This window comes from Anaerocolumna sp. AGMB13020, from assembly GCF_033100115.1.
In the GTDB taxonomy this organism is placed as follows: Bacteria; Bacillota; Clostridia; order Lachnospirales; family Lachnospiraceae; genus Anaerocolumna.
The window spans coordinates 493,252-514,699 of record NZ_CP136910.1 but is presented as its reverse complement, the minus strand read 5'-3'; the positions used below and the strand labels follow the sequence as shown (position 1 = coordinate 514,699).

Here is a 21,448-nt window from a genome sequence, read left to right as displayed (position 1 = left end):
TATGAATAACATAATACTGATAGGATTTATGGGCTGTGGTAAGACAACAGCGGGGCAACAGCTGGCGAAGAGACTTGGGTATGATTTTCTGGATACGGACAAGTATATTGAACAGAAGCAAGGACAACCAGTCAGCAGAATATTTGAAACCCAGGGAGAAGAAGTGTTTCGGCAAATGGAGACAGAAACTGTCAGAGATTTCGTGGGTATATTGCAGAGAACAGTTTTATCCGTAGGTGGAGGTTTGCCAATAACACCTGGAAATGCCGATTTGTTAAAAGAGCTTGGAACGGTCATCTACCTGGAAGCATCCAAGGAAGTACTGGCAGCAAGGCTAAAAAGTGATACAACAAGACCTTTGCTGGTAGATAAGGATGGCTCCAATCGTATGGAAGCTTTGTATGACTACCGTCTTCCCCATTATGAAGAAGCTGCGCATATAAAGATAATAACAGAGGGTAAAAATCTGCAAGAAGTAGTTAACAGTATTCTGGAAAGTATTTAATGGACAGAGCAAACAGGAGGAACAGTTAAGATGAAATTGCTGGTAATTAACGGTCCCAATCTGAACTTTTTGGGAATTCGGGAAAAATCTGTATACGGAGCTGAGGATTACAGTTATCTTAAGTCCCTCATACAGGAAAAAGCTATAATTGAGAACATAACTGTTGATATCTTTCAGAGCAATACGGAAGGCAATATCATTGACCGCATTCAGGAAGCATATTTTGACGGGACTCAGGGTATAATTATTAACCCCGGTGCGTTTACTCATTACAGTTATGCTATTAGAGATGCACTGGCATCTATAACTGTGCCAGTTATTGAGGTACATATATCTAACGTACACAAGCGGGAAGAATTCAGACATATATCTGTAACAGCGCCTGTGTGTACCGGTCAGATAGTGGGGCTTGGACTGAAAGGTTATGTGTTAGCGATTGATGCAATATTATCTTTGGTAAAATAGCTAATATGAAATCGTTCTAATTGTATGTTTTTTTACGCTTTTATAAAAAATAGTTGAAAAAAAATGATTAATAAGATAAACTATAGTGTAGTTAATTTAAGGAGGAAAATATCATTTATGGTATCAGCAGGCGATTTTAGAAATGGCTTAACTATCGAATTAGATAATAATGTTTACCAGGTAATTGAATTTCAGCACGTAAAACCCGGAAAGGGAGCTGCTTTCGTTCGTACAAAGCTTAGAAATATTAAGAGTGGTGGTGTTATAGAGAGAACTTTCAGACCTACTGAGAAGTGTCCTCAGGCTCACATTGAACGTTCCGATATGCAGTACTTATACAATGACGGAGAGCTTTATAACTTTATGGATGTTAACACATTTGACCAGTTTGCTCTTAATGAAGAATCTGTTGGAGATTCTTTAAAATTTGTAAAAGAGAACGATATGGTTAAGATGCTTTCCCATAACGGACAAGTATTTGCAATCGAGCCTCAGTTATTCGTTGAGCTTGTTATTACAAGCACTGAACCAGGTTTTAAAGGAGACACTGCTCAGGGTGCTACAAAGCCTGCCGTAGTTGAAACCGGAGCAACTGTTTATGTTCCTTTATTCGTAGAAGAAGGCGACAAGATCAGTATTGATACAAGAACTGGTGAATACTTAAAGAGAGTGTAATCGAATATTTCAGAATAATATGAGCGTAATCCAAGGGAAATCAAGGTTTTCTGTGGATTACGCAATTTTTATACTTAAGGGAAATAAATACATTGCAGAGCTGATATTCTAAGATATATTACAAATTATTGTAAGGTTTGTAAGGTTGCCTATTTTCTAATCAAAAGCAATTGCTTAATAGGATATGTCGAATGAGAGAGGGATGGATTGGTATGTTCAAAAAAAGGGTACTTTTTATTATTATTACATTTTCTTTTTTATATTGCCTGAATGATAAGGTTGTGTCGGCTGAAAGTAAAAGTAAACCAACAGATATCCAAATACAAGCTTCCGGAAATAACTTGGATGACTTTATTCCGAAAGATTGGAAGTTGATAAGTAAGGTTAAGGGAGATTTAAATAAAGATAAATTAAAAGATATTGCAGCTGTTATTGAATATACAGGGAATGAAACGGATGATGAGGAAGACAGAGGCAAGCCAAGAGTCCTATTTATTATATTACAGAAAAAAGATGGCTCTTATAAATTGGCAGTTCAATCAGCCAATCTGATAATGAGAGAAGGAGAGGGTGGCGTATTTGGAGATCCCTTTGACGGAATGGTGTATAATAAAGGTACCATTGTTGTTTCTTTTTATGGAGGAAGTGCCTGGAGATGGGGTTATACCTATAGATTTCGTTATCAAAACAAAGACTGGTATTTAATCGGTAAAACAGAATTGTCTGAAAATGTGAATACAGGAGAATCTAAAATTATTGATACAAATTGTAATACGGGCAATCAGATTATCACTTCTGTTGATACAAAAGGTAAGAAGAAGGTAGTAACCCATAATATTGGGAAAAAGCAATTAAAAAAGCTAACAGATTTCTGACCTGCGAGATATTACGATACTATATGACTTATTTGGGAATGTGAAAGATGACTGTTCTTATTCGGCATTGTGTTGCTTCTCTCTAATAAAAATTGTATTATAATCTGTATTTGACCGAAAAGATAAACAGTATATAAATTAAATTTCCTGAAAACATTGAAACCATTGATAACATTATATATGATATGGAGAATAGTAATCCTGGTCCTATGTCAAGATTTAGTACAAATTAAAATGAGAAGTTCTGCATGTTAAGCAGCAGGCAGAGACTTAGCCCTCTCATACAGTTTTTCATATTCGTCTGGAGACAAATAATCACAATAGCTGTGTATTCTGACGGTGTTATAAAAGGCTTCAATATATTCAAAAACAAGCTTATATGCATGGTTGTAGTTATGAATACTAAACCGGTTCAACCATTCTCGTTTGATGAGAGAATGGAAAGATTCAATACAGGCATTGTCGTAAGGATAGCCAGTATGAGAATAACTTCGTTGCATATTTACAGTGGCTTCTCGCCAGGCATTAGAAACATACTGGCTACCACGGTCTGAGTGTATAATCAAAGGAAAATCGGTGTCTCGACAAGCTTTTGCTTTATTGATTGTTTCGATAACGGAACACACTTCCATAGTATCAGAAAGAGTCCAGGCAATAATCTTTCTCGCAAATAAGTCCATAACGCAGTTGAGATAGACAAATCCGTCCTGTGTCCAAATGTAAGTGATATCGGTACACCAGACAGCATTAGGGCGTTCTGGATTAAACTGTTCATCAAGAATGTTGTGAAGTTCATCACTGAAATCAGAGTCTCTGGTTGTAGTGGTCCAAGGTCTAATCCACTGAGCTTTGATACCCATTTCACGCATGTATTTACCTACTGTGCGCTGGGCAATGGTTTCCCCAGATTTGCGAAGTTCCTTGGTGATTTTAGGAGCGCCGTAATTCTGTTTTGAACTATCATAAATCTTCTGGATTTCCTTTTTGACAGCCTCTTTACGTTGCTTGGTGGAAGAGACTTTTCGGTTCAGAAAAGCATGATATCCAGAGCGAGACACGCCTAAAAATTTCAGCATTCCGGAAGTAGAGACTCGGCGTTTTGTGACTTTAGATGCCTCTACCTTGGCAGAAACTTCGGTATAGATAGCTTCTGTCAATCTTTCCCCAGAATGCCGATGGCTTTTTTTAACACATCAAGTGCATCCTGAGCGTCACGGAGCTCACGTTTGAGACGAGCGATTTCCTTTTGTTCATCTGATTCGTAGTTACCGGAACCTCTAACGGGAATGTCACCATCATGGTCACGGAACTGAGCCTCCCATTTGGCTAAGGTACTTATACCAATTCCGAGATTCTTGGCACATTCAACCTGTGTAAGATCAGGATGTTCCTTGCGATAGTTGATAGCATCCAACTTGAACTGCTTAGTGTGTTGTTTTGATTTTCTTGGCATAATGAGTTCCTCCTCTTGTTATTATACATTATTTCAAGGGATTGTCTCATTTTGTTTTGTACTAATTAGATGCTAACATCAATCCCAACAGAACGGTGTAAACAAAGGAGATAAAAATGAGTATTGTAATAGCAGTAGCAAATAGGAACAGAGTAGTTGTAAAGTGTGATGGAACTGCTCTTAATTTTGAAACCAGTGAAATTACATCTGAAGTTTATGAGAAAATAATATACCTTAATGACGATTGTATTGTAGGATACATTGGAATGATAGAAGATTGCGAGTTTATCCTGAATGAATATCGTAGATTAGCAGTAGAGTCGAAGGTTGATATTAATACATTAAAACCTACAACCGTTATCTATGACCTGTGTGAACTTGCAAAAGGAATCGAGGATAGCAAAGTATCGTTTCTAGTTGCAGGCAGGGAAAATGGAAGAATCCTACTCTTTGGTTTTACATCTGCAGATCAATATGAGATAAATAATTTCTCACCAATAGATGAAGAAGAAATTAAATATATAACTCTTGGCAGTGATATTCAGAAAAGTGCCGTACAATACCCAGTATATTATAGGGCTGAAAAAGCGATAGAAACAACAATGAATGATTATATACGATATATTGCCACTATCGACGCAGGGGTAAACAGCAATATATTCACGAAAAAATTAAAGCTTAATGATTGATACTAAAAATTTGGATATATATATAATGTTTTATTAAAAGGCGTGATTAAAGGATATGATGATCCTAAAATTACGCTTTTTTATTTTATACATACTGCACGTATATAATTTACTATTAACCAGGGTGTATCTGAAGAATATGTATAAATCTGGAAATTCACTTTGCGTGAGGTTATTTGCGAAAAACAGAAAGGCGTGATTTAGGGTAGTGGTGTTACGTTCCAAAAGTAATGCTGAAATCCACAAAGTGGTACATTCAGAACAATACAACGAGTATTCGAATACACCTTAAGATGCAAAAGAAATATAACAATCCAAACGATAAATTGTTTTAAGAATAGTTTTTATGTAAGAGCTGTTGTATAATAGAACCTATGGTTACTGATAGAAAAAATTGTTATATAGAAACTCAACCCAAGAACTAAAAACAGAAATTCAAAATAATAGAAAAAATTAGAAACTCAATATAAGTATAATAAAATATGAACGAAAAATAAGAGCAAAAGTTAAGAACAAAAGTTAGAACTCAAAAATAAGAGCATAAATTAAAGAACAAAAAATACGAACAAAAAATAGGATCGAAAAATAAGAATGCTAAATAAGGACACTTCAAAAACGGAAAGGAATGTTATGAAAATTACAAAATGGCTTATGCCTTTAGGTATGATAAGTGCCTTCTTTTATTTTTTACATGTATTTTTAGGACAGCTGTTATGGAAAGAATATAATCCAATTACTACAGATATTAGTTCTCTGACTGCAGATGGTGCACCCAATGCAAATTTATTAAGAGTATTTACATTAATCTATGGAGTAACTTTTCTGATATTCACTATAGGGATGATTTTACGAACCTGGAAGGAAAATCATTTAGTTACTCGGATAGGTTATATCCTGTTTTTTGTTATGGCAGTCACAACGGTGATTGGTTATAACCTATTTCCTTTAACCGGCGATAAAAAAGAAATGAACTTTCAAAATATGATGCATATTATTGTTACGGTAGTAGTAGTGTTTACTACGATTCTCTCAACTTTTATAATTGCCTTTGGCTACCTGAGAAAAGATAAACAAAAAATCCTAGGACGAATCTGCCTCTTTACAGCATTCCTTATTACGATATTTGGGGCAACCAATCCCATAGGCATGGGAATGGAGCTTAATATACTGGGACTATCTGAGAGGCTGGTTATTTATACACTTCAGTTGTTTGTGTTCTTTTTATCTTCCCTTTATACCTTTGATACCAAGCTTGTTCGTAAATGAAACTTACTGATACATATGGAAATTCTGAATTATAAATAATATTTTTCAAGATATTTTCGTACACCCGTTAATAAGATTCCTTTTGTCATGTTTTTTACCGGTGGAAATACTTTTAGATGGGCAGTATGGGCAGAAGTCTTTTTCAGATTATATCCGTTCTTTAAGACGAGAAATTTACCGATTCCAGGAGTAATTGCGTTATGGGGACAACCATAGACACAACGCATACAGAGAACACATTTATCATGAAAAACGGGCTTCTTATCTGACATACTGATATTCCTTGTTGGGCATTCTTTGCTGCACCAGGAACAACCGGTACAACCATCGGTTGCTTTAAGGTTTCTGCCAAAGATTTTACCGGAAAATAATCTTTCGAATAACCCTAAACGTGAAAATATGCGATCGATTACCAGTGGATTCTTACGGCAGGGTTTACCCGAAAGTATTTCATTTACAATTTCCGTCACCTTTAAGGGTAATGCCCTTAACAACATAGCATTAACAACCTCTTCATATGCAATTGCAAAGTTGCTGGGCATGACAATCATAGATTCATAACGAACCTCATAATTTTTTTGCTCTAACATTTTAATCACCCTCATACGGCAGGAAGTATTGGGAGATATTTCACCACCTCCGGATACGGAAATAACAGCAGCAGGGGACGATTTATGTACCAGAGGTATACAATCAAGCCATTGCTCCATAGGTTTTGGGGCATTAAAGGCGTATACAGGGTAGATAATTATTAGAAAATCATCTTTCATTTCCTTGAACAGATTTTTACTGACATCTGTCGTTTCTACTTTCAGCCCTTTGCGAAGGAAAGTATTTTTTAAAGTTTCAACAGCCAGTGCGGTACCGCCAGTTCCACTAAAGTAAGCAATATGAATGGGTTTCATAATATCCATAAGATTCCTCCATAACAGACATATTAATGTTGTTCCGAATCAGCTTTTATATATTTTTTTAACTTAAGTTCGGTAAAAATGATAGAGCCTGAAATACTTAATATAAAAACGAAAGAATTAATATATAAACTCTGGACTCCGGAATCTATTAGGTTTCTTGGAATAAGTACCTTATAGGTCAGAATAAGAGTTATTATCTCTAAGAGGGCAATAAGAAAGGAGCAATAACCAAAGGTTGTGTTAGCCATATTCCAGTTACTCTGGGATTTTAAAGAAGCTTTGGTTCTGTAACCAGCACTTTTATTACGATTATCCCGTATTGAACTGTTCATGGAAATGCATACGAATGCCATGAGTAGAGGAAGAGCAATGAAAATCCAAATGCTTAAAAAGATAAATAACATAACGAATTCCTCCTTTTGATAATAATTTGAATGAAATATGAAAATAAAGAAGTCTATATTATTATACAGTATACTACAATAATTTGACAGAGGTAAAAAAAAGCCACTCAAAGAATGATTGAGCTGGTTCAAATATTACTTTATAGAAATATTACATGGAAATAGCTATAATTAATATGAGTTCGGAAAGATAATTTATATCATGAATTCCATAGGAAATACATTTCTGATCCTATGATGACAGAGACAAAATATGTCTATCACGAAGAAAAAGTAGATCAGTATTATGAACTGAAGGTACTGGATGCTTCCAGGATATTTTTTGCTATTGTCTGTGATGATGTTGTAATTGGCGAAATCCAGTTAAAACGTATTGATACTATAAATGACTGTGCGACCCTAAGTATTGTCATGTCTGAGGATAAAGTTAAAAACAAAGGGTATGGTTCTGAAGCAGAAAGGCTTATCCTTGCATACGGTTTTGAGGTATTGAACCTTAGGACGATTTATGCCGATGCAGTACATAGGAATTATAGAAGTAAGCATGTGTTGGAGAAACTGGGGTTTGATCATCTTTATGATGATGCAATATTATCTTATTATCAATTGGACAGAGTGAAATTCGGTTTAATAAAGAAGAGGGATTGAAATACAAAACTGGCTTAATTAAAAATTGATACAGGAAATCAAGAAATAATTTGGATAAGCAAGAGAGGGACAAAATGAGATTAGAATCAGCAATAGTGCAAGCATATATTGAAGGGAAATCAGTCGATGTTTTCTCTGACAACTGGTACTTCGTAAAAGAAGGATATTGTTTTCAGAATCCATCCTACGAAAAGGAACATATTGAGGCTGTAAGTAGAATTTATTCGAAAATCAAAGAAATCGTAGAGAGTTTTATTCCCCGTAATTTAAACATTTGGGAAGCGATTTTTCCGGAGTGGAAGTGTATAATCGGTGAGGTAACGGTTAATCTTATCGTAGGGTTTCCTGAGCCTAATGATGCAACAGTGCTAAAAGCTCCCGACGGGTGTAACCATGTTATTCTGGACCTTGGTTTATGGGTGAAATACGAGGAACATTGTGATATGAGGTCCGTTATACATAATTTATTAACCCATGAATTGTGTCATATTTGTATTGGTGAAACTGTTACCGGTATAGATTACGATACGTTCAGTGATTGTTACCTTACTAATCTTGATGCTAATACTTTTCATGAAGGTTTTGCTCATTTGGTTTCTTTTGAAGATAAAGATATCAGTTCCATTAACTGGAAAGAGGAGCGATGGAATAAGGTGAAAGAAGCAGCCAAAGTTAAAATGAAAGAAGCACTTAAAGCAACAGATAAACATGAACAGGAAAAATATCTGCAGGATGCTATTTATGGCAATTACTATGATAAATTTGCCTGCATGAGCGGAATGTTCTATTTAGTGGAATGCTGGCAAAAAAATGGGATACAAGGTTTAAGGACAGTATTTAGAGAAGGATATGCCGGCTTCTCTACTAAAGCGGTAAAGTAAAATATTTGAAGTCAGGTGTATCTGAAACTCATTGTACCTTCTGGAAGGCTCCCTTTGCAGTATTTGCGTTGTATTTTTTGGAATATATCCCTACCGGCCCAAAATCGCATCTTGCTGTTTTTCGTAAATTGGCTTCCACAAAGTGGAACCTCCGGTACAAGCCGTTTTAGACACATCCTATTCAGAGAACAGGAGATATGTATGGAACTTATAAAAATAGATAAAGGATTACGTAAAGCTGTAACAGCTGCGATAACTGAAACTTGGGGCAGTTCAATCATTATAACCCGAGGTAAGATTCATAATACTGACGAGCTGGATGGTTATGTAGCCATGGAGAAGGATTCTCTTATAGGTATAATAACATATTATATTTATAATTTGGAATGTGAAGTTATTTCCCTTGACAGTTTCAAAGAAAACCGAGGGGTTGGTACTTCTTTGCTTAACACTGTTATAAATGATGCCAAAGTTAACAATTGCAGGAGAATTTTTTTGATAACAACAAATGATAATACGTCAGCTATGCGATTTTATCAAAAGCGAGGATTTGATTTTGCGGCCATGTATCATAATGCAATTGAAAAATCAAGAGAACTAAAACCACAGATTCCTCAAAATGGTTTTGAAGGGATTCCGATAAAACATGAAATTGAGTTTGAACTGGTGCTCAAATGACTGAAAATGGCATTTGAGTAAAGAAGACTAAAAAACACTGTGCGGATATTTTACAATCAAAATAATACTTGAGTATTTTAATTCTTTTGTATACAATAGAACAGAGAAGGGAGAGATAGTAAAATGTGGATTTTTTACGCATTATTGTCAGCATTTTTTGCAGCATTAACCTCAATCCTTGCGAAAACCGGTATGAAAAACGTGAATTCCAATGTAGGTACTGCGATTAGAACCATTGTTGTACTATTCATGGCTTGGCTTATAGTTTTTCTCACAGGTAAATACAAAGACATACCGGACATAACACAAAAGAGTTGGATTTTTTTGATCTTATCCGGTATAGCAACTGGGCTTTCTTGGTTATGCTATTTCAAAGCACTGCAAATAGGAGATGCTTCCAAAGTTGTCCCGATTGACAAATTCAGCGTTGTTATAACTATGATTCTAGCATTTCTATTTCTCGGTGAACCTCTCAATGCCAAAACCATTTTAGGCGGTATAATTATTACCATTGGGATGCTTGTATTAGTTTTATGAGGTGTACAGGTAAGTGCAAGTATATATTAGCATTAGGTTCTGTCCTGCAAACAGAGCTATAGCAGCAAAAACGTATCGGAATCAAAAGCTCTTATGTAAAAAATAGAAGAAAGGTTGCCGCCTACAGAGGAATCATTCTGTATAATAAAGTCTGCGGCAGTATCACAGTCTGACTGTGATATACAAAGGTGTAAAGCATGAAAAATGTAATTGACAGATTTTTAGAATATGTAAAAGTAGATACCCAATCCCAGGATGATGTAGAAGCTGTACCCAGTACAGAGAAACAAAGAAATCTGGCAGATATCCTCGTAAAGGAATTAAAGGAAATCGGAGCGTCCAATGTAAGATTGTCCGATAATTGCTATGTGTATGCCACCATACCGGCTAATACAAGTAAAAAGCTTCCCGTAATTGGTTTTGTATCTCATATGGATACCTCCAATGCAATCAGCGGAAAGGATGTCAAACCCCAGATTATCAAGAATTATGACGGTGGTGAAATCGTACTGAACAAAGACCTGAACATAAAGATGAGCCCAATTGACTATCCCAGCTTAACTCTTTCCAAGGGAAAAGACTTAATCGTAACGGACGGAACCACTCTCTTAGGAGCCGATGACAAAGCCGGGGTGGCAGAAATCATGACGCTTGCCGAAACGCTTCTGACACATCCTGAAATAGAGCATGGAACCATTCAGATTGGTTTTACACCGGACGAAGAAGTAGGAAGAGGGGTAGACTTCTTTGATGTGGAAGGTTTTGGTGCAGATTTTGCTTATACTGTTGACGGTGGTGAGTTAGGTGAAATCGAGTATGAGAACTTCAATGCAGCCTCCGGGAAATTACAGATTCAAGGCAAGAGTATTCATCCGGGTTCCGCTAAAAATAAAATGGTAAATGCCCTGCTCCTTGCAATGGAATTTCAGAACATGCTGCCTGCTCATGAAGACCCCATGCATACAGAAAATTATGAGGGCTTTTATATGTTAAATGCACTGGAGGGAACCGTAGACTCTGCAAGGGCTGTTTATATTATACGTGATCATGACAAAGCACAGTTCGAGGCCAAGAAAGCCAGATTTATAAAAATTGGGGAATACCTTAATGACAAGTATGGAGCCGGAACTTTTAACGTTGAGGTAAAGGATTCCTATTATAATATGAAAGAAAAGGTTGAACCCCATATGCATTTAATCGATAATGCAAGACGTGCTATGGAAGAATTAGGGGTTACACCTATTGTTGTTCCCATCCGTGGAGGTACAGATGGTGCAAGATTATCCTATATGGGTCTGCCTTGCCCCAATATCTGCACCGGTGGCAGCAACTTCCACGGCAGGTACGAATATATACCGGTACAATCCATGGAGAAAGTTGTTGAAATTTTATTAAAAATTGTGGAAATATATGCAACACAGGAAAATTCAAAATAATTGAATAAACTCAAACATTACGAAGTATTTACCAAGGGTGGCTCTGATACCTTTTGGTGAATACTTCTTTTTTGTGGCTGTATATAGGAAATATGCAGGCTCCGGCAGTTTTGTAATGTTGGGGCATATTATATTGTTAACTGAACCCCTGCCTAAAGTTATCTTATTAAAGATTTATGTATTGATTTTTTATTTAAATTAAGTTATTATATACGGAAACACCGTAATTTTATACATTACAGCGTCAAATTAAAGAAAAGGTGGTATTGCTATGAACAGTGACTCAGTGAAAACAGGAATACAACAAGCACCCCATAGATCGCTTTTTAATGCCTTAGGCATTACCAAGGAAGAACTAAGCAGACCTCTTATTGGTATTGTCAGCTCTTACAATGAGATTGTACCGGGCCATATGAATCTGGACAAGATTGTGGATGCAGTTAAGATGGGAGTTGCAATGGCTGGTGGTACCCCTATCGTGTTTCCGGCAATTGCTGTTTGCGACGGAATTTCCATGGGACATACTGGAATGAGATATTCCCTTGTTACCAGAGATTTAATAGCTGACTCCACCGAAGCCATGGCAATGGCACATGCTTTCGATGCTCTTGTAATGGTACCAAACTGTGATAAGAATGTACCGGGACTTTTAATGGCAGCTGCCAGAGTCAATATCCCAACTATTTTCGTAAGCGGCGGTCCTATGCTTGCAGGCAGAGTCAAGGGTGAGAAGACTAGTCTTTCCAGTATGTTTGAAGCGGTTGGAGCTTACAGCGCAGGAAAGATTTCAGAAGAGGATGTAGAGGAATATGCCTGCAAAGTGTGTCCTACAGCAGGTTCCTGTTCCGGTATGTATACGGCAAACAGTATGAATTGCCTAACAGAAGTACTTGGCATGGGCTTAAAAGGAAACGGTACGATACCAGCAGTGTATTCTGAAAGGATTCGTCTTGCGAAACAGGCAGGTATGAAGATTATGGAACTCCTGGAGAAGAATATCAGACCCAAAGACATTATGGTGAAGGAAGCATTTTTAAACGCTTTGACAGTGGATATGGCACTTGGCTGTTCTACCAACAGTATGCTTCATTTACCTGCCATAGCACATGAGGCAGGAGTGGATTTAAATCTTGAACTTGCCAATGAAGTCAGTGCAAAGACACCGAATTTATGCCATCTGGCACCTGCAGGTCATATATATATGGAGGATCTGAATGAAGCTGGCGGTGTATACGCTGTAATGAATGAATTAAATAAGAAAGACCTGCTGTATACCGATCTGATTACAGTAACCGGCAAAACAGTAGGAGAAAATATAGAACACTGTATAAACCTGGATACAGAGGTTATAAGAAGCATCGATAATCCATATAGTGAAACAGGTGGAATTGCTGTCCTAAAAGGTAATCTGGCTACCGATTCCGCAGTAGTAAAACGTTCCGCTGTAGCTCCTGAGATGCTTCAGCATGAAGGACCAGCAAGAGTATTCGATTGTGAAGACGATGCTATCGTTGCAATTAAAGGCGGTAAGATCAATCCCGGAGATGTAGTGGTTATTCGTTACGAAGGTCCAAAAGGCGGCCCGGGTATGAGAGAGATGCTTAATCCAACCTCTGCTATTATGGGCATGGGACTTGGCTCCAGTGTAGCTCTGATTACCGACGGAAGATTTTCCGGCGCTTCCAGAGGTGCAAGTATCGGACATGTTTGCCCTGAAGCAGCGGTAGGCGGAAATATTGCTCTAATTGAAGAGGGTGATATTATTCAGATAGATATTACCGCCAATGTTTTAAATGTTGCAGTTTCTGAAGAAGAACTTAATAAACGAAGAGAAAAATGGCAGCCGAAAGCGCCCAAAGTAACCTCAGGTTATCTGGCAAGATATACTGCTATGGTAACTTCAGCCAGCAGAGGCGCTATATTAGAGGTACCGGGTAAATTCTAAGTAAGAACAAGAACAAGCACCATTTACTTGGAAGATCACGATTAGGCTAAAATAGAGAGGTGTAGAATGCAGTTAACAGGATCACAGATATTAGTAGAATGTTTAAAGGAGCAGGGAGTGGATACTATATTCGGGTACCCCGGAGGAGCTGTTTTAAATATCTACGATGAATTATACAGACATCAGGATGAAATACGGCATATATTAACCTCCCATGAGCAGGGAGCCTCCCATGCAGCTGACGGTTATGCAAGATCCACTGGAAAAGTAGGTGTATGCTTAGCTACCAGCGGACCTGGAGCCACGAATCTGGTTACCGGTATCGCAACAGCATATATGGATTCAGTACCAATGGTTGCAATTACTGGAAACGTAGCCGTTAATCTTCTTGGTAAGGATAGTTTCCAGGAAGTTGATATTGCGGGTATTACCATGCCGGTAACCAAACATAACTTTATCGTAAAGGATGTAACCCAGCTTGCAGATACCTTAAGGAAAGCATTTTTAATTGCACAGACCGGAAGGCCGGGACCTGTCCTGGTGGACATCGCTAAGGATGTTACTGCTAATAAAGCAGAATATTTAAGAGTAGAACCACCTGTTATAGAGCGGATCAATAATACCTTTACCACCGAAGATATTGAAGGAGCCCTGGAGCTTATTGAAAATTCCAAACGACCTGTAATCTTTGTAGGCGGTGGAGCTGTAATATCTGACGCCTATGAAGAAGTAAGGGAACTGGTAAGAAAGACAGATGCTCCGGTCACGGACACTTTAATGGGAAAAGGTGCCTTTAGCGGAGATGACCCTTATTATACTGGAATGCTTGGCATGCATGGCACAAAGACAGCTAATTTAAGTGTGACGGAGTGTGATCTTTTAATAACCATCGGTTCCAGATTCAGCGACAGAGTAACCGGTAATACAGCACGTTTTGCACGAAATGCAAAAATACTACAAATTGATATTGATGCCGCAGAAATCAATAAAAATGTACTTGTTCATCATGCTCTGATAGGTGATATCAAAGAAGTATTAACGGCTCTTAATGAGAAACTTTCTGATCAGAAGCATGAAGAGTGGATGGAACATGTACTTGCCATGAAGGAAAAGTATCCTTTAAAATATCGTGAAAGCGGACTCACTGGTCCTTATATTCTCGAAAAATTATATGAGATAACAGGCGGAGATGCAATTATTACGACAGAGGTAGGCCAGCATCAGATGTGGTCAGCCCAGTATTTTAAATATAAGAATCCAAGAACTTTTATCACCTCAGGTGGTCTTGGAACCATGGGCTACGGTCTTGGCGCCTGTATTGGTGCCAAAGTAGCCAATCCGGATAAAGCAGTATTTAATATTGCCGGTGATGGATGTTTCCGTATGAATATGAATGAAATTGCAACGGCTACCAGATACAATATCCCTATCATTCAGGTTATATTTAATAATCATGTATTGGGAATGGTTAGACAATGGCAGTCGCTGTTCTATGGAGAAAGATATTCCTACACAACCTTATCTGATAGCGTGGACTTTGTGAAGCTGGCTGAAGCTATGGGAGCGAAGGCTTATCGGGTTAGCAAAAAAGAAGAAATAGAAGGAGTGATAAGGGAAGCAATTTCTCTGAATATTCCGGTTGTAATAGACTGTATTATTGAAAGTGATGACAAAGTATGGCCCATGGTTGCACCGGGAGCAGCAATAGAAGAAGTCTTTACTGAAGAAGACTTAAAAGCAAATAATAAATAAGCAAAAACAGATATTTCCGAAGATTAAATCATTCAACTTATATGTCATTCATATGTTGTAACATTATTTGGGAATATCTGTTTTTTAATAATATATTGACTATAATTTAACTAAGTTTTATAATGTAATGGATTAAAGTGGTCAAGCGTAAATCTGGCAGAGCAAAGGAGCTCAATTTCCGTGCTCTGACTGAACATATAAGGAGGATATTTAAGTGGCAAGAGTTTATAATTTTTCAGCAGGCCCTGCGGTGTTACCGGAGGAAGTACTAAGAGAAGCAGCAGAAGAGATGTTAGACTACAGAGGAACCGGAATGTCGGTTATGGAGATGAGTCATAGATCCAAACCCTATGAGACAATAATACATGAGGCAGAAGCAGACCTTAGGGAACTTATGAACATCCCGGATAATTATAAGGTGCTGTTCTTACAAGGTGGTGCCTCACAGCAGTTTGCGATGATTCCCATGAACTTAATGAAGAACAAAGTTGCTGACTACATTGTTACCGGACAGTGGGCTAAGAAAGCCTTCCAGGAGGCTAAGATTTACGGAACTGCTAATAAGATAGCATCCTCTGAGGATAAGACTTTCTCTTATATTCCTGATTGCACAGATCTTCCTGTCAGTGAAGATGCAGACTATGTCTACATATGTGAGAATAATACCATCTACGGAACCAAGTTCAAGACACTTCCGAATACCAAAGGAAAACCCCTGGTTGCTGACGTATCCTCCTGTTTCCTGTCAGAGCCTGTGGATGTTTCGAAATATGGTGTAATTTACGGCGGCGTGCAGAAGAACGTGGGACCTGCAGGTGTTGTTATCGTTATTATCAGAGAAGATTTAATAACGGAGGATACCCTTCCCGGTACACCTACTATGTTAAAATATAAGATTCATGCAGACAATGAATCATTATATAACACACCGCCTGCTTACGGAATCTATATCTGCGGCAAAGTCTTCAAATGGCTCAAAAAGCTTGGAGGCCTGGAATCAATGAAAGAACTGAATGAAAAGAAAGCAGCAGTGCTATATGATTACCTGGATGAGAGCAAACTCTTTAAGGGCACCGTTGTAAAAGAAGACCGCTCTCTTATGAATGTTCCTTTTGTTACCGGAGATGAAGAACTGGATGCCAAATTCGTAAAGGAAGCAAAAGCAGCTGGCTTTGAGAACTTAAAAGGACACAGAAGCGTAGGCGGTATGCGTGCAAGTATCTATAATGCAATGCCGATTGAAGGTGTTCAGAAACTGGTTGAATTCATGAAGGATTTTGAAGCGAGAAATCTAAAATAAAAAAGGAGTGCTTATGTCAAAATTTAAATATAATTGCCTCAACCCCATAGCTTCTATTGGACTTAACCTTTTTACAGAGGAGTACAAGAAAGAGGACAGTCTGGACGCGGCAGATGCTGTTCTTGTAAGAAGCGCTTCCATGCATGAGCTGGAACTTCCAGAAGGTATCAAAGCCATTGCCAGAGCCGGAGCAGGTGTTAATAATATTCCTCTTGATAAATGTGCGGCTGATGGTATTGTAGTATTTAATACACCGGGAGCAAATGCAAACGGTGTTAAGGAACTAGTTATTGCAGGACTTATGCTGGCTTCCAGAAATATCGTGGGTGGTATCAACTGGGTACAGACCATCAAAGAGGAGCAGGATGTTGCAAAACTGGTGGAGAAAGGCAAAGCAAAGTTTGCAGGGAAAGAAATCCAGGGTAAGAAGCTTGGTGTTATCGGATTAGGAGCTATCGGAGTACTGGTTGCCAATGCGGCGAATCGTTTAGGGATGCAGGTATATGGATGTGACCCTTATATATCAGTTGAACATGCCTGGAATTTATCCAGAGATATCATTGCAGTGAAATCCAAAGAAGATATCTACAAAGAATGCGATTATATCACACTTCATGTGCCTTTAATAGAGGATACAAAGAAAATGATTCACAAGGAAACTCTGTCAAAATGCAAGGATGGCGTGGTAATCCTTAACTTCGCAAGAGATCTGCTGGTAAATGATGAGGATATGGAAGAAGCCTTAAAATCCGGCAAGGTATCCTCCTATGTAACAGACTTCCCCAATGACAAGACAGCAGGGATGGAAGGCGTAATTGCTATTCCTCATCTGGGTGCCTCCACGGAAGAGTCAGAGGATAACTGTGCGGTGATGGCTGTTAAACAGATCAAAGATTATATGGAACACGGTATTATCAAAAACTCCGTAAATTATCCGGATTGTGATGCCGGGACCTTTGCCGGAGGAACCAGGGTTACAATTAATCATAAGAATATTCCCAATATGCTTTCACAGTTTACAGGAGTATTTTCAGCTGAAAATATCAATATCTCCAACCTTATTAACAAAAGTAAAGGTGATTATGCCTATACGGTTATTGATATTGAAGGTACCATTGAAAATGGATTTACAGATAAACTTCAAAGGATAGACGGAGTATTAAAGGTAAGAACCTTGTCTTAATACTCTAAAGAATAGTTGACAGGTAGGTTAATGCCAGAGGATATCAAGATACTTCTGGTATTAGCCTTTTTTGAACAGGAATGAAACGTTTCAGGGCTATTATAAAAGGCAATTTTTATTAATAGGTATCTTGATGAAAAATAAACATAAAATACTTATATTTTATTACTGGGAGGTAAAATCTATGGCTAGGATAAAATCATTTAAAGCAGTCAGACCTAGGAGAGATCTGGCTGAAAAAATAGCTGCGCTGCCTTATGATGTTTATAACCGTGAGGAGGCCAAAGTGGAAATTGCAAAAGAACCTCATTCTTTTCTTAGAATAGACAGGGCAGAAACAAATTTTCCGGATCATGTTTCCACTTATGATACTGCTGTGTATGAAAAAGCAAAGAATTTACTGGAAGAAATGCTGACAAACGGTGAATTTGTTTCAGAGGAAAAGGAATGTTTCTATATCTATGAGCTTATTATGGAGGGAAGAAGCCAGACAGGGCTTGTAGCTTGTGCTTCAGTTGATGATTATGTGAATGGTGTAATAAAACGTCATGAGAATACCAGAACGGATAAGGAACTTGACAGAATAAATCATATTGACAGATGCAATGCTCAGACAGGTCCTATTTTTCTGACTTACCGCAAATCTGAAAGAGTGAAAGAACTTATTAACAGCAAAAAGCTGGAAGATAAACTCTATGGTTTTACTACAGATGACGGTATCACCCATAATATCTGGAAACTGGATGAAGAGGCAGCTGTAAACAATATAAAAGAAGAATTTGAACAGATACCGGCTGTTTATATTGCTGATGGCCATCATAGAGCAGCTTCTGCTGTAAAAGTAGGTTTAAAAAGAAGAGAGGAACAACCGGAATATACCGGAAAAGAAGAATTTAATTTCTTTTTGTCTGTACTTTTTCCGGCAGAAGAACTTCTTATTATGCCATATAACAGGGTGGTAAAGGACTTAAATGGCCATACAGAAGAGGAATTTCTTAAAAAGACAGCGGAATATTTCAAACTTGAGGAGCTGGGCAGTAAAGCATATGCACCAAAAGAAAAAGGTGAATATGGAATGTATCTGGAAAATAAATGGTATAGGCTGGTCATTAAAAATGAATATCGAAAAGATGATGAACCCGTTGCAGGTCTGGACGTATCTTTACTGCAGGAAAACCTGCTTGAAAATATACTGGGTATAAATGATCCCCGAAGTGATAAAAGAATAGACTTCGTTGGAGGAATCAGAGGACTTGCTGAGTTAGAGAGAAGAGCATCAGAGGATATGAGGGTTGCATTTTCACTGTATCCTACAGGAATCAAGGAATTAATGGCCGTTTCCGATGCTGGAGCGTTAATGCCGCCTAAGTCAACCTGGTTTGAGCCTAAGCTCAGAAGCGGATTATTTATACACCAGATATAACGGTAGAAAAGACATATTTGGTATCAATTACTCCTTAAATATAAAAAATGAAAAGATCAAAAAAAATATTTCATTATTTAGAAAAATAATGGAACCATACCATTATTTACATCGTCTAATGGTTGAACAAGGAAATTGAAAGAGATTATAGTAAAGGAGGAATTTTTATGATATCAAAAAAAATAGGGACTGTAATCTTAACCAGTGCCCTTATTGTTAGTACACTTCCGACACCCTTTTTAAAGGCAGATGCCAGCTCTCTGGCTTCTAATAATACGATTGAAATGATAGCCACTAAGGCAGCAGCAGGTGTTGACACGGAAGCAACTGCATCTTCTGCAGAACTTGAGAAGATGATAACAGCTGTAAAAAGCAAAATAACCGTTCCCTCAGAGTTATCAAACTTTTCCTATAATTATTACTCAGGAAGTGGGAATTCATATGTTTGGAATCTGTCTTGGTCTAATAAGGACGGCAGTAAAACCATCAATGTAAACTGTGACTCAAAAGGACGGATCTCGAATTATTCTTTTAATACGGATAAATCCTATAAACCAGTTTATCTTCAGGAAGAATTGAAGACGAAAGCAGATACATTTATCAAGTCAATTGCTTCTGATATAGCAGGTAAGCTTCAATATACAGAAACCTCATCTGCTTCTTCTTATGATGGCACATATACCTATGAGTATCAAAGAGTTGAAAATGGCATTCCTATGCCGGATAACACAGTTAGCGTAGCCGTTAACTACCAGACAGGTGAAGTAACAAATTATTCTGTCAACTGGCTGTATGATGTTTCTATTCCCGGCTCGACTGTTAAAATCACAAAGGAAGATGCAGCAGCAAAAATTGGTAAGAATATAAAAATGACATTATCTTATCAAAGTGCTTATGTAAAGAATGCAGACGGTAAAAGCAGCAGTGTTAAAGCCTTTTTGGTATATAGCCCCGACAATTCCTATATCGCAGTAGATGCAGTATCCGGCAAGGTCTATACGACGCAGAACCAATGGCTTTCTGACAGTTTAAATCAAGCCACAGCAGAAACTTCTGCAAAAGATGCCAGTTCAGGTTTCACTCCTGAAGAAATAAATGAAATTGACAGTATCAAAGGACTTATTACCAAAACAAATGCAATTAATGCTGTTAAGAATAATACGAAGCTGCTTTTCGATAAGAATATGACATCAGTTAACGCTAATCTGTATAAACGTAATAGTGACAGCAGTGATGCCTCCTATGTATGGAATATTAATTTCGCTGATCCCAGAGAAGCGAAAGAGGGTTCAAAGGATACTTACCGGGCATATGCTTATGCTGTTGTAGATGCCAAGACCGGAAAGATCATTTCTTATCATTCCAGTACGAAGAATTATTACAGCTCCGCTAAAGAACAATGGGAAAGCGTTAATGTTAAATATACACAGAAACAAGGGAAGGCTACTCTTGAGAGCTTTATAAAAGAGCAGGTTCCGGATTATTTTAAGAATACGGAATATACCGGAAGTTCCGAGGATTATGTTATAGCTTACAAAGATAGTAAACCTGTATATGGCGGATACAGCTATAATTATCAGAGAGTAAATGAAGGAATTGCCTATGCTGCCAATAATATTAATGGAGCAGTTGATGGTGTAACTGGAAAAGTATACTCCTTTGGTTATAACTGGGATAAGAATATAACCTTTGAAGCGCCTAAGAATATTATCTCGGCTGATAAGGCTTTTACCAACTATATTGCAAATGAGGGTTACAGGCTGATTTACGAAGTGTATTATGAGAATAGTATCTCCACTGCTAAAAATACAACTGCCTCAGATGCTGTTTACACTCAGACACCTTCTGTACGACTTGTATACCGTACCGATATTACACCTGAATATTTTTCACCTTTTACAGGAAAACAGCTTGACTATGAAGGGAAAGAATATGTAAAACCTACAGGGCTTTACACTTATACTGATATAGATGGGAATTCTTCTGCAAGAAATATTAAGCTTCTTGCCAACATGGGGATTGGGTTTGACGGCGGACTTTATAAACCTACCCAGGCAATTACTGCGGAGGAGCTAATAAACTTTATCGAGAAAGCTAATTTCTACTATAACTCTTCAAAATATAAACTTACCGGAAGTACAGTAAGCAGATTGAATGCAGCTAAATTTGCAGTTCAGCTTCTGGGGCTTGAAAAAGCAGCAGCAATTCCCGGTATTTATTCCGTAAACATATCCGATCAGGCTTCTATCAGCCAGTCTGATATGGGTTATGCAGCAATAGCTTACGGTCTAAAGATCTTACTGCCTGGTTCTGATAATAAGCTTCGCCCCGGCGACTCACTTACTCGTCAGGATGCAGCGGATCTGGTAGTAGCAATGTTAAACTCTATGGAATAAAATAATTGCCGGATTTATACGGA

Annotated in this window: 21 protein-coding genes; 17 read left to right on the top strand and 4 right to left on the bottom strand. The window is 37.8% G+C overall.

The genetic code is table 11. The annotated features are described in order from the left end of the window. Position 1 precedes the first annotated feature (1 nt). The 4 genes from R2R35_RS02165 (at position 2) to R2R35_RS02150 (ending at position 2,520) form a co-directional block, all read left to right on the top strand. On the top strand, positions 2-505 hold the full coding sequence (locus R2R35_RS02165) for a shikimate kinase (protein ID WP_317732854.1): 504 nt from the start codon (positions 2-4) through the stop codon (positions 503-505). A 30-nt stretch (positions 506-535) separates the two neighbouring features. Further along, positions 536-970, top strand: coding sequence for a type II 3-dehydroquinate dehydratase (gene aroQ / locus R2R35_RS02160; RefSeq protein ID WP_317732853.1), 435 nt, complete (start codon positions 536-538; stop codon positions 968-970). Between the two features lie 117 nt (positions 971-1,087). Next, positions 1,088-1,645 (top strand): elongation factor P, encoded by a 558-nt coding sequence (gene efp, locus R2R35_RS02155; protein WP_033166062.1) that lies wholly within the window; start codon positions 1,088-1,090, stop codon positions 1,643-1,645. 212 nt (positions 1,646-1,857) lie between these two features. Then, entirely contained in the window at positions 1,858-2,520 is a 663-nt protein-coding gene (locus R2R35_RS02150; protein WP_317732852.1) for a hypothetical protein, read from the top strand. Positions 2,521-2,771: 251 nt separating this feature from the next. Here the strand turns inward: R2R35_RS02150 and R2R35_RS02145 are convergent, their stop codons facing one another. Together R2R35_RS02145 and R2R35_RS02140 are read right to left on the bottom strand one after the other, a co-directional pair. Then, complete coding sequence (locus R2R35_RS02145; protein WP_317731047.1) at positions 2,772-3,677, bottom strand: IS3 family transposase; 906 nt, start codon at positions 3,675-3,677, stop codon at positions 2,772-2,774. Continuing rightward, entirely contained in the window at positions 3,674-3,973 is a 300-nt protein-coding gene (locus R2R35_RS02140; protein ID WP_317731048.1) for a transposase, read from the bottom strand. The genes R2R35_RS02145 and R2R35_RS02140 overlap by 4 nt, the downstream gene beginning before the upstream one ends. A 116-nt stretch (positions 3,974-4,089) precedes the next feature. On the opposite strand from R2R35_RS02140, the gene R2R35_RS02135 reads away from it, so the two are divergent. Together R2R35_RS02135 and R2R35_RS02130 are read left to right on the top strand one after the other, a co-directional pair. Then, positions 4,090-4,662: a hypothetical protein gene (locus R2R35_RS02135; protein WP_317732851.1), complete on the top strand. Its 573-nt coding sequence runs from the start codon at positions 4,090-4,092 to the stop codon at positions 4,660-4,662. Positions 4,663-5,292: 630 nt separating this feature from the next. Further along, entirely contained in the window at positions 5,293-5,928 is a 636-nt protein-coding gene (locus tag R2R35_RS02130) for a DUF998 domain-containing protein (protein ID WP_317732850.1), read from the top strand. Positions 5,929-5,957: 29 nt separating this feature from the next. Here the strand turns inward: R2R35_RS02130 and R2R35_RS02125 are convergent, their stop codons facing one another. Then, a complete protein-coding gene (locus tag R2R35_RS02125; RefSeq protein WP_317732849.1) occupies positions 5,958-6,842 on the bottom strand; it encodes an EFR1 family ferrodoxin in 885 nt (294 codons plus the stop codon). A gap of 23 nt (positions 6,843-6,865) precedes the next feature. Continuing rightward, on the bottom strand, positions 6,866-7,246 hold the full coding sequence (locus R2R35_RS02120; RefSeq protein ID WP_317732848.1) for an SdpI family protein: 381 nt from the start codon (positions 7,244-7,246) through the stop codon (positions 6,866-6,868). 237 nt (positions 7,247-7,483) lie between these two features. On the opposite strand from R2R35_RS02120, the gene R2R35_RS02115 reads away from it, so the two are divergent. The 11 genes from R2R35_RS02115 (at position 7,484) to R2R35_RS02065 (ending at position 21,425) form a co-directional block, all read left to right on the top strand. Then, positions 7,484-7,894, top strand: coding sequence for a GNAT family N-acetyltransferase (locus R2R35_RS02115; protein ID WP_442872262.1), 411 nt, complete (start codon positions 7,484-7,486; stop codon positions 7,892-7,894). A gap of 74 nt (positions 7,895-7,968) precedes the next feature. After that, positions 7,969-8,775 (top strand): DUF5700 domain-containing putative Zn-dependent protease, encoded by an 807-nt coding sequence (locus R2R35_RS02110; RefSeq protein WP_317732847.1) that lies wholly within the window; start codon positions 7,969-7,971, stop codon positions 8,773-8,775. 201 nt (positions 8,776-8,976) lie between these two features. Next, the gene (locus R2R35_RS02105) at positions 8,977-9,453 is read left to right on the top strand and encodes a GNAT family N-acetyltransferase (RefSeq protein WP_317732846.1); all 477 of its coding nucleotides are present in this window, start codon (positions 8,977-8,979) and stop codon (positions 9,451-9,453) included. Between the two features lie 123 nt (positions 9,454-9,576). Further along, on the top strand, positions 9,577-9,990 hold the full coding sequence (locus R2R35_RS02100; protein WP_317732845.1) for an EamA family transporter: 414 nt from the start codon (positions 9,577-9,579) through the stop codon (positions 9,988-9,990). Between the two features lie 197 nt (positions 9,991-10,187). Beyond that, positions 10,188-11,426, top strand: coding sequence for a peptidase T (gene pepT / locus R2R35_RS02095; RefSeq protein ID WP_317732844.1), 1,239 nt, complete (start codon positions 10,188-10,190; stop codon positions 11,424-11,426). A 271-nt stretch (positions 11,427-11,697) separates the two neighbouring features. Beyond that, positions 11,698-13,371, top strand: coding sequence for a dihydroxy-acid dehydratase (gene ilvD, locus R2R35_RS02090; protein WP_317732843.1), 1,674 nt, complete (start codon positions 11,698-11,700; stop codon positions 13,369-13,371). A 66-nt stretch (positions 13,372-13,437) separates the two neighbouring features. Continuing rightward, a complete protein-coding gene (gene ilvB, locus R2R35_RS02085) occupies positions 13,438-15,123 on the top strand; it encodes a biosynthetic-type acetolactate synthase large subunit (protein ID WP_317732842.1) in 1,686 nt (561 codons plus the stop codon). 214 nt (positions 15,124-15,337) lie between these two features. After that, positions 15,338-16,423: a 3-phosphoserine/phosphohydroxythreonine transaminase gene (gene serC / locus R2R35_RS02080; RefSeq protein ID WP_317732841.1), complete on the top strand. Its 1,086-nt coding sequence runs from the start codon at positions 15,338-15,340 to the stop codon at positions 16,421-16,423. Positions 16,424-16,436: 13 nt separating this feature from the next. Next, the gene (locus tag R2R35_RS02075) at positions 16,437-17,606 is read left to right on the top strand and encodes a phosphoglycerate dehydrogenase (RefSeq protein WP_317732840.1); all 1,170 of its coding nucleotides are present in this window, start codon (positions 16,437-16,439) and stop codon (positions 17,604-17,606) included. Between the two features lie 184 nt (positions 17,607-17,790). Continuing rightward, entirely contained in the window at positions 17,791-19,029 is a 1,239-nt protein-coding gene (locus R2R35_RS02070) for a DUF1015 domain-containing protein (RefSeq protein ID WP_317732839.1), read from the top strand. Positions 19,030-19,196: 167 nt separating this feature from the next. Next, entirely contained in the window at positions 19,197-21,425 is a 2,229-nt protein-coding gene (locus tag R2R35_RS02065) for a YcdB/YcdC domain-containing protein (protein WP_317732837.1), read from the top strand. Positions 21,426-21,448 lie beyond the last annotated feature (23 nt).